This is a genomic window from Mesorhizobium sp. ISC11 (assembly GCF_037162595.1).
Taxonomy (GTDB): Bacteria; Pseudomonadota; Alphaproteobacteria; order Rhizobiales; family Rhizobiaceae; genus Mesorhizobium; species Mesorhizobium ciceri.
On the sequence record NZ_JAVSPW010000001.1, the window covers coordinates 937,570 to 950,519 of the forward strand.

At 56.9% G+C, this 12,950-nt stretch carries 19 protein-coding genes and 1 tRNA gene; 11 read left to right on the forward strand and 9 right to left on the reverse strand.

The genetic code is table 11. The features are described 5' to 3' along the window. Positions 1 to 262 precede the first annotated feature (262 nt). Positions 263 to 1,513 carry a peptidase M50 gene (locus RPF88_RS04705; RefSeq protein ID WP_024501354.1) on the forward strand — a complete coding sequence of 417 codons (1,251 nt, stop codon included), beginning with the start codon at positions 263 to 265 and terminating at the stop codon, positions 1,511 to 1,513. Between the two features lie 20 nt (positions 1,514 to 1,533). Here the strand turns inward: RPF88_RS04705 and lipB are convergent, their stop codons facing one another. Next, positions 1,534 to 2,277: a lipoyl(octanoyl) transferase LipB gene (gene lipB / locus RPF88_RS04710; RefSeq protein ID WP_027160542.1), complete on the reverse strand. Its 744-nt coding sequence runs from the start codon at positions 2,275 to 2,277 to the stop codon at positions 1,534 to 1,536. A 234-nt stretch (positions 2,278 to 2,511) separates the two neighbouring features. Here lipB and RPF88_RS04715 point away from each other — a divergent pair. Further along, positions 2,512 to 2,596: transfer RNA gene (locus RPF88_RS04715), tRNA-Leu, on the forward strand. Positions 2,597 to 2,626: 30 nt separating this feature from the next. On the opposite strand, the gene RPF88_RS04720 is transcribed toward RPF88_RS04715, so the two are convergent. From RPF88_RS04720 to RPF88_RS04740, 7 genes are all read right to left on the reverse strand, one after another. Next, positions 2,627 to 3,700 carry a tyrosine-type recombinase/integrase gene (locus RPF88_RS04720; RefSeq protein WP_337121789.1) on the reverse strand — a complete coding sequence of 358 codons (1,074 nt, stop codon included), beginning with the start codon at positions 3,698 to 3,700 and terminating at the stop codon, positions 2,627 to 2,629. 8 nt (positions 3,701 to 3,708) lie between these two features. Further along, positions 3,709 to 3,885 (reverse strand): hypothetical protein, encoded by a 177-nt coding sequence (locus RPF88_RS04725; protein WP_337121790.1) that lies wholly within the window; start codon positions 3,883 to 3,885, stop codon positions 3,709 to 3,711. Next, positions 3,882 to 4,187: a DUF6074 family protein gene (locus RPF88_RS33280; RefSeq protein WP_442921260.1), complete on the reverse strand. Its 306-nt coding sequence runs from the start codon at positions 4,185 to 4,187 to the stop codon at positions 3,882 to 3,884. The genes RPF88_RS04725 and RPF88_RS33280 overlap by 4 nt, the downstream gene beginning before the upstream one ends. Continuing rightward, positions 4,184 to 4,759, reverse strand: a complete 576-nt coding sequence (locus tag RPF88_RS04730) for a DUF1376 domain-containing protein (RefSeq protein WP_337121792.1) — start codon at positions 4,757 to 4,759, stop codon at positions 4,184 to 4,186. Before RPF88_RS04730 ends, RPF88_RS33280 begins: the two co-directional genes overlap by 4 nt. Further along, entirely contained in the window at positions 4,756 to 4,965 is a 210-nt protein-coding gene (locus tag RPF88_RS04735; RefSeq protein ID WP_337121793.1) for a hypothetical protein, read from the reverse strand. Before RPF88_RS04735 ends, RPF88_RS04730 begins: the two co-directional genes overlap by 4 nt. Beyond that, positions 4,962 to 5,186 (reverse strand): helix-turn-helix domain-containing protein, encoded by a 225-nt coding sequence (locus RPF88_RS33285; RefSeq protein ID WP_442921261.1) that lies wholly within the window; start codon positions 5,184 to 5,186, stop codon positions 4,962 to 4,964. The genes RPF88_RS04735 and RPF88_RS33285 overlap by 4 nt, the downstream gene beginning before the upstream one ends. A gap of 194 nt (positions 5,187 to 5,380) precedes the next feature. Then, the gene (locus RPF88_RS04740) at positions 5,381 to 5,581 is read right to left on the reverse strand and encodes a hypothetical protein (RefSeq protein ID WP_337121794.1); all 201 of its coding nucleotides are present in this window, start codon (positions 5,579 to 5,581) and stop codon (positions 5,381 to 5,383) included. Between the two features lie 354 nt (positions 5,582 to 5,935). On the opposite strand from RPF88_RS04740, the gene RPF88_RS04745 reads away from it, so the two are divergent. The 3 genes from RPF88_RS04745 to RPF88_RS04755 all read left to right on the forward strand — a co-directional run bounded on the left by RPF88_RS04745 (position 5,936) and on the right by RPF88_RS04755 (position 7,788). Beyond that, on the forward strand, positions 5,936 to 6,430 hold the full coding sequence (locus RPF88_RS04745) for a hypothetical protein (protein WP_337121795.1): 495 nt from the start codon (positions 5,936 to 5,938) through the stop codon (positions 6,428 to 6,430). 97 nt (positions 6,431 to 6,527) lie between these two features. Further along, positions 6,528 to 7,007, forward strand: coding sequence for a hypothetical protein (locus RPF88_RS04750; protein WP_337121796.1), 480 nt, complete (start codon positions 6,528 to 6,530; stop codon positions 7,005 to 7,007). Between the two features lie 496 nt (positions 7,008 to 7,503). Beyond that, positions 7,504 to 7,788 (forward strand): hypothetical protein, encoded by a 285-nt coding sequence (locus RPF88_RS04755; RefSeq protein ID WP_337121797.1) that lies wholly within the window; start codon positions 7,504 to 7,506, stop codon positions 7,786 to 7,788. 112 nt (positions 7,789 to 7,900) lie between these two features. Here RPF88_RS04755 and RPF88_RS04760 read toward each other — a convergent pair whose 3' ends face one another. Then, positions 7,901 to 8,269 (reverse strand): hypothetical protein, encoded by a 369-nt coding sequence (locus RPF88_RS04760; protein ID WP_337121798.1) that lies wholly within the window; start codon positions 8,267 to 8,269, stop codon positions 7,901 to 7,903. 98 nt (positions 8,270 to 8,367) lie between these two features. On the opposite strand from RPF88_RS04760, the gene RPF88_RS04765 reads away from it, so the two are divergent. The 6 genes from RPF88_RS04765 to RPF88_RS04790 all read left to right on the forward strand — a co-directional run bounded on the left by RPF88_RS04765 (position 8,368) and on the right by RPF88_RS04790 (position 12,903). Beyond that, a complete protein-coding gene (locus RPF88_RS04765) occupies positions 8,368 to 8,595 on the forward strand; it encodes a hypothetical protein (protein ID WP_337121799.1) in 228 nt (75 codons plus the stop codon). Between the two features lie 67 nt (positions 8,596 to 8,662). Next, on the forward strand, positions 8,663 to 9,571 hold the full coding sequence (locus RPF88_RS04770) for a hypothetical protein (RefSeq protein WP_337121800.1): 909 nt from the start codon (positions 8,663 to 8,665) through the stop codon (positions 9,569 to 9,571). 150 nt (positions 9,572 to 9,721) lie between these two features. Then, positions 9,722 to 10,120 carry a sunset domain-containing protein gene (locus RPF88_RS04775; protein WP_337121801.1) on the forward strand — a complete coding sequence of 133 codons (399 nt, stop codon included), beginning with the start codon at positions 9,722 to 9,724 and terminating at the stop codon, positions 10,118 to 10,120. 250 nt (positions 10,121 to 10,370) lie between these two features. Beyond that, complete coding sequence (locus tag RPF88_RS04780; protein WP_337121803.1) at positions 10,371 to 10,790, forward strand: hypothetical protein; 420 nt, start codon at positions 10,371 to 10,373, stop codon at positions 10,788 to 10,790. Positions 10,791 to 11,088: 298 nt separating this feature from the next. Further along, positions 11,089 to 11,559 (forward strand): hypothetical protein, encoded by a 471-nt coding sequence (locus tag RPF88_RS04785; protein ID WP_337121805.1) that lies wholly within the window; start codon positions 11,089 to 11,091, stop codon positions 11,557 to 11,559. Between the two features lie 168 nt (positions 11,560 to 11,727). Next, positions 11,728 to 12,903 carry a PIN domain-containing protein gene (locus RPF88_RS04790; RefSeq protein WP_337121807.1) on the forward strand — a complete coding sequence of 392 codons (1,176 nt, stop codon included), beginning with the start codon at positions 11,728 to 11,730 and terminating at the stop codon, positions 12,901 to 12,903. Positions 12,904 to 12,950: the final 47 nt, after the last annotated feature.

Sequence of the window (12,950 nt, forward strand, 5' to 3'; positions counted from 1 at the left end):
TCCGTTGACTTTGAAACAAAATTAGAACAAAATACGAACATATCAACAACAGGAGAGAGTTATGACCGATCTGGTTCAGGATGTCATCTCACTGGTTTGCATGAGCACCTTTCTCGTCTCCATGGCGATCTGGATTGGAGCCATGTGATTCGGCGGCGTTCGCCGCCGCTGTTCCTACGCCGTCGAAGACGGTTCCGCCGTTAAGCCTTTCTTGCCCGTCGCAACGTTAGGGTGACCTGACAAGACAGGGAGCAACGTCCAGGTGTCGCCCATCGTCACGGCCATTCTGGTGGCCAGCAATCTCGGGCTGATCTTTCTGTTGATGACGGTGCCGCTTGGTTTGCGCACGGTCCGGCTGACCCGTCTGGTGGCGATGGATCGGCAGCGCCTCTGGCAGGCGCTGTGGCCGCTCGGCAGCGATGCCGGCTGGTCCGGTGAGATCCTGTCCGCCGAGGCCCCGGACGGCGAGGGCGTGGCCCGCATCACGCTGTCCTGGGAAGGTCGCGACGGCAAGCCGATCGAACGCAAGTCGCGGTTTGAAGACGTCGTCGAAGGCAGCCGCTTCTCGATGCGTGTCATCGAGGATACGGCACTCGACGCTTCGTTCTGGAAGGATTTTCGCGAAACCGCCGAACTCGTTTCGGAAGGCAACAGCACGCGGGTGACGCTCAGCCAGACCGATCGCTATCGTGGCGTTGCCTTCCTGGTGTTCCGCTATTTCGCCCTGCGCCGCGAACTCTCCAAGCTGCAGCGCTGGGCGCGGACCGGAAAGTATCGCAAGGGCGGCTGGTTCGAGCATCCGCTCAGTCAGGTCGGCTTTGCCGGGCTTTCGGCGCTGATCCTGTGGCCATTCTTCGGCCTTCACTTCGGCGGTTTGGCACTGGCCGCGATCCTCACATCGGTGGTCGCCCTGCATGAGCTTGGCCATATGGCGGCGTTCCGGCTGATGGGCCACAACCGGGCGCGGATGATCTTCATTCCGCTGCTCGGCGGCATCGCCATTGGCGGGCGGCCCTATGACAGCCGTTTCGAAGTGGCTTTCGTGGCGTTGATGGGCGCCGGCTTCTCGGCCTTCCTGGTGCCGATCGCCATCGCCGCAAGCACCTTTGCCGGCGCGGAAGGTCACCGGCTGGCGGCGGCCCTGCTGGCGACGCTGGCGGGCTTCGCCGCACTGTTCAACATCGCCAATCTGGTGCCGGTGTGGAAGTTCGACGGCGGCCAGGTGCTGCGCCAGATCTGTCCGGGACCGGTCGCGCTGGCGCTGGCTTCCTTCTTCCTGCTCTCGGCTTTCCTGGCCGTGGGTTGGCAGGCCGGCTTTTCCGCCACCTTCCTGCTCGCGACGGGAGCGGTGTTTTCGCTCCTCAGCCTGCTGACGATGAGCAGCGGGGTGAAGCCGCGTCACGAGCTGAAGCCGATCCGCACCATCGACCGGCTGGCCATGGCGGCGGCGTTGCTGGCGGTGTTCGCCATCCATGGCTATGGCGTGTTGTGGGCCTCTGCCCAACTGATTTGAGCCGTACCGGATCCGGAAGATCAGCCGGCTTTGCGCTCGGCTTCGACAGGCAATGCCGTGGCGGGACCGAACACATCCTCGAAGGCGGATTTCAACGCCAGATCAAGATCGGCCATGGTCAGGGGAAGGCCTAGGTCGACGAGGCTGGTGACGCCGTGGTCCTGCACGCCGCAAGGCACGATGCCGCTGAAATGGTCGAGATCGGGCTCGACATTGATGGCGATGCCGTGAAAACTCACCCAGCGCCGCAGCCGGATGCCTATGGCCGCGATCTTGTCCTCCGCCGGCGAGCCGTCCGGCAGAGCAGGGCGATCCGGCCGCACGACCCAGACGCCGACCCGGTCCTCGCGGCGCTCGCCCCGCACATTGAAAGCGGCAAGCGTGCCGATGATCCACTGTTCGAGCGCCGCGACGAAGGCGCGGACATCCTCGCGCCGCCGCTTCAGGTCGAGCATGACGTAAGCGACCCGCTGGCCCGGCCCATGATAGGTGTATTCGCCGCCGCGTCCGGCCGCGAAGACCGGGAAGCGGCTGGCGTCGATCAGATCCTCGCCACGGGCGCTGGTGCCGGCCGTGTAGAGCGGCGGGTGTTCGACCAACCAGACCATTTCGCCGGCAGCGCCGCTGCGGATCGCCTCGGCGCGCGCCTCCATGAAGGCAAGTGCCTCGGGATAGGCGGTAAGGCCGGGCTCGATCAGCCATTCGACCGGTGCCGAGCCGGGAAGCGGCAGGAACGACGTGGCGATCTGGCTGCGTTCGGTCATGGCGTATCGTCTTTTCGTTTGTCCATGGCGCGCCCAAAAACGCCTCGCACCTTTGGGCGACATCAACTTGCCTTCCATATGGCGATGTCAGGCGCAAACGTCCAGTTCCGGCGCTGCGTTCGGGCCCTGTGGAGCATTATGCCAATCGCCTGACATTATTGCTTGCCGTGCACTTGTTTCACCGGAAACGATTTGCTACACGCCGCGAGCCGGTCGGTTCCGGCTCTACCACGTGCGGTCGTGGCGGAATTGGTAGACGCGCAGCGTTGAGGTCGCTGTGGGGCAACCCGTGGAAGTTCGAGTCTTCTCGACCGCACCATTTGGCTTTATAGCCTTCATAACGTATTGATTAACCTAGCATTTTTTCAGGGTGCGGGCCGGCGGAAACAAGGTGCGGGCGCTGAGCGTTCTCGATCTTTTCCGAAGCCTGCCGTGCTAAACGCTTTCTCTCGGCCTTCTGGGTGTAGAGCTTCGACATCATTCCGCCCTCCCAACCGAACAGCGCATCAAGCTCTTTATCGGTGGCGCCGGCCTCTGCAGCCCTGGTTGCGCCAATTTTCCGCACGCCATGCGCCGACCGATTCTTGAGCCCGGCCTCGTTGCATGCGACGCGGAAATAGTTCCCAAAGCTTTCCTTCGTCAGCGGCTTGCGATTGCCCCCGACTATCAGGGCCAGATCCCCGGTCGGACCTTCGGCGAGGGTAGCCCCCAGAACCGGCAGAATCGGAATGCTGACTTCCATTTTGAATTTTGACTTCTCCGTCTTGATGGTGGCGACACCATCGCGGATGTGCTGCTTGCCGAGCCGCACGGCATCACCTCGGCGAAGGCCGGTGTAGAGCAGGACGTGAAGCCAGACGCGTTCCTTAGTGCCTGCAGGCCAACGCGCCTCAAATGCGGTCACATCGTCCTCTGACCACGCAATGAAGCCGTCGCTCGGCTGGCGCTTCGGATTTTTTACGCTTTCGGTCGGATCGGCCTTGACCAATTCGGCATCGAGTGCCCAGCGGAATAGACCGCGCATTGCGTCGAGATAGTTCCTCGCCTGCGCTGGCGTCGAAGCGCGCGCTTCACGACCATTGATGATCGACTTGCGAGAGATCGACTTGAAGGGATGATGACCGGCCTTGGCGGAAACGCCCTTAAGGATGTTGTCCCGCTGCCGCTTGGTGGCCGCAGAGAGGGCGGCGAAGGCGCCGCTGTCCTTGTAACGGATGATCAGCCAAGCGAGGCTCCCGGCGCCAGCCTTGGCCTGTTTCTGTGGCTCTGTGGCGGCAAGTGCAGTCAGATACCGCTCATCGAAATTCGGAGCGTTCAAATCGGGCAGCCGCGTTCGCTTGCCTTTGTCCTTACGGAAATAGAAAACAATCCTGCCGTGGCGCGAGCGCTCAACGGTTACGAACGGCGGCAGCTTCTTGGGCATAACCTCCATCAAAGCTCTATATCCGCCCCCGGGTCAATTGGCCGTGTTGGCTGTTCATCGTCGCTCTTGGGGATAAGGCGGACAATGACGTCGCCTATTTTGACTTCGGCAAAATGGCCTGCTTTCGCCGCGCCACGGCAAAGGACGGTGATTTGTCGCTCGGTCAGTGCGAGGCGGCTGGTCATGCGGCGCTCCCTCCCGGCCTTGAGCTCGGTCGCTGCTTTGCGATCTCAGCGCGGACGGCATTCCAAAATTCCTCCGACAGGCGTTTCCTCTCGTCGGGAAGAATCCCCAGTAGGCTGAAGCGGTCCTGTATCTCATCGTCGACTTGGATGGCGTATGCATCGGCCTGTTGCGAACTACGATGGCCCAGCCATTTTGCAGCCACTTGGCGAATTATTCCGACCTGCTTTCCAGGCGGAAATGTGATCAGCCGGCAAGCGGGGGTCCACTCGAAGAGAGGCAGGTTTTTGTACCGGTCTATCATCCAACAACCCTCCTTTTTTCGATCGCAAAATCATCGGTCTCAAGATTGCTACTGTCCAAGGGCGGCTTTCGACCGGAGGGAGAAAGTTCTTTGGCCTCGCAGAGGCCTCCGCCCGTAGCGCCGACGGTAGCGACAAGCGAAGCGACGTCGCTCCTCTCTTCCTCCTCTACTCCTCTAGACTCTGAACTCTGGTATGCATTTGCATCAAACGATGGTTGATTTTGCTCGCTTTTTCCCCAACGTTGTTCTGCATTTTTGCGACGCTCACCGCTCACATTTTTGCGGTGATCGATTTCGGATTGAACGAGGTCTGACCAAAGGCCGCCGTCATCGCTCCGGATGATCCGACCGTCATTTAGGAAGATGCCAATCGTGCGCGCGAAGGTGCCCGCGCTGCATCCGCAAAGGCGCGCCAGGCGCGAATGATCTTCTGCGATTGGCTCGCCGCGTTGGTGCATGTGAGCAATGAGATTGATCAGGATGCCCGATTCCGTAGCCTTCAGATCGCGCGTCCATGCGATCCAATCGGCCACGAAAAAACGCAACCAAGGTGCAGACCGTCGCGCGCTCATACAGTGCGCACCATCCGCGCATGCGCGTTGAGCAGCCGTTCGGCCGTCTCTGCCATCTCGCGGGCCCGGTCGATCTCTTCAGGCTTGGGCGAGAGCCCCCGTCCTTCCTGTGCGGCTTCGCGCTGGCTCAGAAGAGCGTCAAGTCGGCTTCTGGCTCCCTCGGCTTGGACAAGCAACCGTATGAGCTCGTAGTCGGTGTTGGTCATGCGACGGTCGTCGGATCTGTGACGCCCTTTTCAATGAATTCGGCCAAATCGCTTTCGCGATAGAAGATCCGGCCGCCCCTATTGATGTATCGAGGTCCTCGGCCTTTGGTTCGCCAAAACTGTAAGGTTGTAGGCGCGACTGGATGACCCTCAGGACCTAGATAAATCCCTGCATCCACCGGCAACAGTAGTTTGTTCAATGTAAGCTCCATCGTTGGCATTGCGCACGATGGATTTGGGTCTCTGTCTACTAGAAAACAACGGCTATTCGCGAAGGTTCTTGTTAACACTATTTTTAGTACAGATCGAGACCTCAATGTTTTCCAAGCATTCTCGGCATTCTCGCCAGATATGAAAAAAGCCGCCCCGGTGAAGGGACGGCTTGGCCATCGCCACCATTGGCGGCCGAAAAGAATCAGGCCGGCTCGAGGCGGGCCACAAACCCGAAATTGAACTCAGCGTCATCGGTGAGGCTGTACCAGATCGGCTTGAGCCCCTTGGCGCCAACGTACTCCTCCAAGGCGGCCTGATAAGCTTGGGCGGACGCCGCCATGCGCTCCATCAAAGCGAGGCGATGCTTTTTCATCTGATTTGTGGTATTGAACTGGTTGGACATCTGAAGCTTCCTTTCAGCTTTGAGTGTCAAGCGCATCGATCGGGGCTGCAACTCCCGGTCGATGTGCGATCATCATTCAAGTTACGAACAAAAACAATATGTGAGACTCGAGAAATACAGTTATTTTTTTGTGTCTTACTTCGACAAATATGGATTTCACATTTTTAATTGTTCGTAGAGCGCCGGTATTGTCGCTGAAGGCATGGATTACAGAGACTTATATTTAATTTGCGATATGCATTTCGCATCCGCCGGCTCGGGAAAAAAGACCTGTAGGAACGCTGAGCGCACCCTCCCGCGAATCGCTGGCGGATGCGATAGTTCCCGATTGATCGAGATTCGGGAGGTTGCGACGTGACCGACTACAAAAACGTTTGGGAAAAGGCAAAGGCTGATAGGGCCGCTGAGGACGCCAGAATTCTGGCCAAACGCGAAGAACTGCAGGCCCGGCGTGTGCAAAGTCAAAATGATGCCACCGCCTGGCTTACAGACAGCATCTTGCCGGAACTCAAAGCAGCAAAAGAGGCACTGGCAGGCCAATTGGTCGTAGAGTTCGGCGAAATCATAAGGCATGAGGTGCACAACAGCGTCTACACGTCGGTCACCTTTTCCCTAAACGCGCAACGCCCGGCCTACAGCAGTCCTAACTTCATGATCGAGGTAGGCGGACCTCTGGGTGACGGTCGTCTAGTGACCGTCCAAGAGAAACGCAAGGGAGGTCCTGATATAGATACGGGCATCAGGGGAACGATCGGCGAGCAAACTGGACGCCATTTCGTCGAGTTTTTGAAGCAACAGATCACCAAGGCCGCTAGTCGCAAAAGCTCGGAGCCGACTATTGATGTTTAGCGCTTGCGTTGGTGGTCTGGCGCAAGCCTGAGAATATCATTAGGTCGGACATAAGTCTTCGAAAGAGTTTCTTTCACAGCAACGGGACCCCTTTCCCATGATCCTCGACCGCGATCTTCAATTAAAGATGCTGAATCACATGGCTGCTTCCTATCCTCAGCGGGTTAAAGCCACGCCATTCGAAGGCGGCGATAGCTACACCTACTTCGCGAACCTCCAATACCTTTGCGAACATGGTTTGGCCGAAGCGTTGTGGTCGAACGAACTCTCTGGCCGGCTTTACGCTGCCAACGCGCGCATCACTGCGGCTGGGATGGATTTCCTCGCCGACGACGGAGGCCTTTCCGCAATTCTTGGAGTAGTCACGATCCGGTTTCACGAAGATACCGTGAAAGCGCTCCTGATCGATCGGGTCGAGAAATCGGATGTGCCGGCCACCGTGCGCTCGAAACTCGTCGACCAAATCAAAGCGCTGCCAGCGGAGGCAACGAAGGCTTTAACGCTGGAGGCCATCAAGGCTGGCCTCGCCAATGTTCCTGAGTTCCTGACCTGGCTCCAAACGACTTTGCGCTTGTAGAACTCTCATCGCCCGTCTTTGGCCCTGCCGTAGGCGTTCGGACTGGTGTCGGGCGTGTAGATCACGCCGACGCTCCTGCCGCCGCACTTGGCGCATTTCAGCTTTGGAATGAGATCGTCCGCCATGGCCGGCGTGTCCGCGCCAAATCGATCGCGAAGCTTAGCCAGGTCAAGCGCTTGGCGGTGGTGACATGGCGCCGTCTGGCAATGCGCCGTGACCGCCATCTTCGCGTCGATCAGTGATTGGAACGTCCAGCCCTTTGCCATCAGAGCGCTTTTATCACGTCAGAACGAACAGGGAACAAAAACCTTGTGGGTAAAGGCACCCACAGCAGGCGGGCGATTGGGATTGCTTGTAGATTAGGCGGCACTGGCTAGGGTTTGCGGTGTCCCCTGACAAGAGACGTGTACCGCAAACCCTTGCGTTCCAGTAGGCGCACCCGCCGGCGGGAGATGGCTAGCACCGTCTCCCGTTGGGGCTGCACAGCAACATTGGCGTGAATTTCACTTTCGCGCAACGTGATCCGACCGCAAATGTTGTGGGCAACAAAGGAGTTTTCACCATGCGAGACTGGGAAGACGACTACATTGAGGCATGGAACGTTGGCGGGGCAGATGCCGTCAACAAGCTGATCAAAGACAGGTTTCCCAACGCGGAAGATCAAGTTCGCGAGGCACTTCGATTGGACGACACCGGCCGCTGGGATGTGTTGCCTCACGAGTCCACCAGGGGGCCTCAGAAAAAAATCGATCGAGCAGTAATCATGCAGTACCTCGGCTAGAAGCTAGATTTCCCAACAGGCGCGCCAGTCGTAGCGTTGCCCCGGCGTCTTCGGATGGCTGGTGAAGGTCGTGAGCCATGAGAACGAAATAAGAACATATTCCTGTCTCCGGTCAAGGCACCAGTTCGCCGTAAAGGTAGCTGACCTGTTGCCAATTCATCCATGCGTCAGAAAGCTTATAATCCTCGTCCCATCGTTCATTGGGGTAAAGTTCGTGTGTCTTACCGTTGACCAGACACATGAGCATAGTGGGGCCGTAGTCGTTTTCATCCGATGGGTCCTGTGGGTCGTCCATCGACTCGTAAAGGGCATAGTCAGGCCACCGTGGATCGCTATTGAGTATTAGCCTGACCTCATGCACCCTGAAACGCATCTTGCTCCAAACGCTGAAAACGTAGCCGATTGGGTCGTCAAGCTGGCTGACTCGCGTTGCCAAAGTTGAGTTGGGTGGCAACAGCCGATTTTTCTTTTTACTGCCCATAACTACAGTTCATAGCAGCGAGCCAGCAAGTCGTCACTGGCGCATGGGAATCCTGATCACTACCTACAATCATGGATGAATTTCCAGCGAGGGACCGAATGAGCAATCTGATCCACAACGAGCAGGTTAAATTGAGTGCCACGTTTTTTAATAGCTTGGGTGTCGTCTGCTTCGCGACTGGCGTTATCATCCCGACGATCACGGTGATTTTCTCTCCGACAAAACCCGTCTTTTTGACCTATCTCTATGCCATGAGCTTTGCCTTCTTATTAGCGGCTATTTCTCACGGAGCCGCCCGGTGGATTATGGGTCTGCTCAAGGAGTAGGGTCGCCCTCACTGAAATCTGAAATCAGCTCAGCCTCAGCCTTAACAGGCCTTGGAGACATCATTCCGTGAGCCAGCTTACGAGCCTTTGGCACTACGTTAATTCCAGCCCCAATTTTGTCCCGTCCGTGGTCGGCATTGCTGCGGCGTTTGCTGGTTCGTGGGGCGCGCAGATCGCAATTTTACGGCGAGAGCGGCGACGGGAAATCACAGCAAACTTGAACAGCTTGAACGAGAGCATAGCCCTATGTTTCACCATCGCTAACAGCTTCATGGCTCTAAAAAAGCAGCATCTGATTGGGATGGTGGAGAGATTTCGGGCGACTGAAGCCAGGTTCGAATTCTTTAGCAATGAGCAGCAGGCCCGTAATGAGTACAATGAGGTGGTCAATGTCTTCGAGTTTCAGGCAGAATTGCACACATTGCCGCTCATGAAAGTTCAGATCGACCGGTTGGAGAAAAACGTTTTTGAAAAGCTAGGGCTCGGCATGAAAAGTCTGGCACTAACGGTAGAACTCGCCAAGGCGATCGAATTGCTCAATGCGTCGATAGGGGAACGGAACAATCTCATTGCGAAATGGTACGAAGGACCGAGGGTGTCCAACGACGCAATGTTATTCCGCTACTTGGGGGTTAAGGTGCGAGACGGTGCGGATGAGAAATACAAGCAGACGCTGTTCGCCATCGAAACCTATTGCAATGATTGTATTTTTTTCTCGATGCATCTGGCGCAATATCTAAATGAGCAAGCCAACAGAGTTAGAAGGAAACATCGACATCACGTTTTTTGGAGATTGCCCAAAGTTGCCGAAGCTGACTTTTCAGGCGCTGAGGCGCAGTCACTCATCCCTGATGTCCAAGACTACCAATCGTGGCTCAGCGCATTTCGGCGCCATCCTACCGTAGGACAGAAAATCCGCGAGTTTTTCAGCCGCAGAAAGAAACCCGTCATTCCTCTCGGAAGTCCTGAAGCGTAGCGTGACCCAGTTTGTCTTCGCCGCGAAGGTGTTTGACCTGCGCTCTGTGATACCTGGCTTCACCGTGGGTAACTCACTGGGGCACGGCCTGCGCCAAACTCTGGACTCCCTACTGCAACGGACGCATTCTCTCTTCGGGGAGATAGGGGCGTGGGCAAAGTCCAGCGTGATCAAGGTGCCAATCAGGCCGAACACTCGCGCAAGCGCGCGAGGCGGGGGAGTTTTTTGCGACCCCAATATTTGGCTCCGCTCGTGATGGTGCCGCTTGCCGCTTTTCTCACCGTGAGCCCAAGCAGTCTCGATACCGTCGCGAAGTTCATACCCACCGAATGGCTTGGCAGCATAAGCGTTCCGGACCCGTCGTCCCTGCTTGCCGGCGGCGACTGCAATATCAAGGGCAATATCTCGATCAACACCGGAGAGCACATTTACCACGTGCCCGGTCAAGAGCATTATTGGGAGACTAAGATCAGCCCCCAATATGGCGAGCGCTGGTTCTGCTCGGAGGACGAGGCTCGCGCCGCCGGATGGCGAAAAGCGAGGCGATAAAGCACCCGCTTGCGGGGGCGATCGCCGGCTAAGCACGATCCTCTTGACTGCAGAAATAGGTCAGATACCTTTGCAGCGTGCCTTGAGAGAAGCGGCCCTTGGCGCCTTTGAATAAGCCGCGTGACAACCGACGAACCTACGTCGAAGAGAAGAGAAGCAGCACGACTGCCCGACATACTCCTAACAACAACAATCGGCTTACCGCGCCTCTAGGGGCGTTACGGCCACTAAAAAGCAATGGAGAAAAGTCATGCCAAAATTGGTTGAGTATCAAGACGGTGATGTGGAGGTGACCTCACGCAAGCCGCTGAGAGGCACGCTTGAGTTAGTCACCGACGATGATGACACCGTCGACATGTTGCTCGATCGAGAAAATGCCGAATGGCTGATGAGCGCGCTTGTCGAATTCCTCATGCATGGCGAAGGCAACGACATGCCCAAGATATCAATTGGCCAGCAGTCGAGGGATGGGAACGCAGCGGCAAAGAAGGACCGCGCCGCGACGCTCACTGCCTTGTTTGAAGGCATTCTGTCGGCCTTCCATGCCACGGCACACGAAGGCAACGAACCCTTCGAAAACTGTCAGATATTCGCCGAAGTCGCTTTGGCTTCACTAGAATCTTCAGGCTTCAAAGTGGTTCGCGACAAAGGGCCTACGGCCCGAAGCTGATCGCTCCGCCAACGAAGGTCTTGGAAGCCGGCCTCTCTGCGAAATGGTGCTGGCGCGAGAAAACTCCAATTGAAATATTTTTCGACGCAAGGAGGTACCACCGGTCTAGATCCGTGCAGTAAAAGTGCAGACCACCCCCCCCCTTGATGCATCGGAATAACTTCGATGCGCCAACCAATAGGGCGGGGATAGACTGTGAGAACGGATAGAGACGCCTTGCGTTGCTTTGTTTTGCTGTTGACTGACGCTTGTATTCGGGATTAGTGTCTGGAAACTCAGAGCGATTAGGGTTACTCAAATGATCGAGTGGGGCCTTCTGATCTTCATAGCCATCATCGCCGGAGCTTTAGCGCTCAGCATGATTCCGGATGGACAGGACGACGCGTTGACCAGGTTCCGGCTGGAATGCCGTCAGCGAGGGATGAGCTTCGAAGAGACCCAAGCCGCTGTCAGCCTTCGAGTTGGCCTTGTCCAGCTTAGGCGCATCGCATCCGATCAGTGCGTTGCGAAGAGCGGCAACATGGATCGGAAGGCGATCAACCAGCTTGCCGGCAACATTGCGATAGGCATTGCCGCCGCTCATGGAACGCAAGCCGCCAAGAGCTTCGTCGCTTGGGTCGACTCCTGCGCCGATGAGGAAATCCTCTACGATGACGCCCGCGCCGCGCGCCACAGGATGCACGTCACCTACTTGCGGTCCAACGGCCTGTATCCGCCTAAGCGGGCGCCGATGTCCCGTGACCTGAGAGACGCTTTCAAAACAGTCTAGGGGCCGGCTGCCCCTGCACCCGGAAAAGTCGGCCCGTTGCAGGAAGGGTGCGCCCGCTTCGAAACGCTGAATCACATCTGGCTTCGATCGAATAGCGTAATTGGACACGCAGGCACTTGTTCGGTATCTGCGATGACGCCAGTGCATCAGTTATTGGAAAGCCTAATCATGCCAATAGTGTCTGAGGACGATATCCGGTCCCAATTGGCCGAAGGGCGCATTACTGCTCTCAGCATCGACACCAACATCTTTGACGAAAAAGGGCTTCGCCTGAGTTCTCCGCCTCTGCTGGCGGTTTCCGGTCTGAAAGACCGGCATTTCTCATTCATTCTTCCAGGTACCGTCGCTAAAGAAGTAATCGACCATCTTGAAAGAGAAGCCGACGCAGCGCTGCGCTCTGCCAAAAAAGGCATCGGCGAGGCCCTCTATGCCTTTGAGACGACGAACCCTACCCGCGACGAGCTATTGGCGTCGATATCGGGTAATCGAACACCGTCCGAAGCTGCCGATCAGCGATTCACGAAATATGTTCACGATACGGGTTGCACGATATTGGACGACGTGAAGCTTGTTGACACAGCGACGATCTTTGACAGTTACTTTTCTGGAACCCCTCCTTTCGGGTCCGGGAAAAAGAAAGATGAGTTTCCCGATGCTCTGGCGCTGAATGCGCTGGAAGCTACAGCCCTCGAGCAAGACACTCGAATTCTCGTTGTGTCCAAGGATGGGGACTGGCATGCTTTCTGCGAAAGCTCCGAACGCCTTTTCCTACTGCCAGACATTGAACGTGCGCTCGCGATCTTGAATGACGCCCCGCTCGGCCTGCGCAAGACTTTCCTCGCTTGGCTCGGTGCCGAGGACGATGGTCGGGCCGAGGTGGTGTCCAGGTTAGAGAACATCGTCGAACACCTTGACGTTGACGTGACTGCTCAGGCAACACATGGAGAGCTCGAAGCCTATCCGAGTGCAGGAATTCTCCGTGAGGTAGGTTGGCCAAACGACTCTGATGTCGACATCATCGAATCGGAAACGTCTGCGGACGGCAACACAATCACTGCTTTCGTTAGTTTGCCGCTTTTGCTCGCTGTGCGATTTCCGGTCGAACTCAGCTTCTCAATTTGGGATAGCGTGGATCGCGAATCTGTCGGCATGGGAGGGCGAATAATTGAAGTTGACGAGTCGCTTGACGTTCGCGCGACGATTGTCGTCAACGTTGTCGATCTCGGCAGCGCTGACGAGCAAATCGAATTCGTCTCCTGCGAAATAGACATCCAAAGCTTTGAAATCGATCTGGGCGAAGTGGATGTGTTCGAGCCTGAAGATTACTGGGATGGTGAAGATTGAGGTACCCCAACGCTTCGTCCTCGGCGCATCGCGACCCGGCGCCGCGC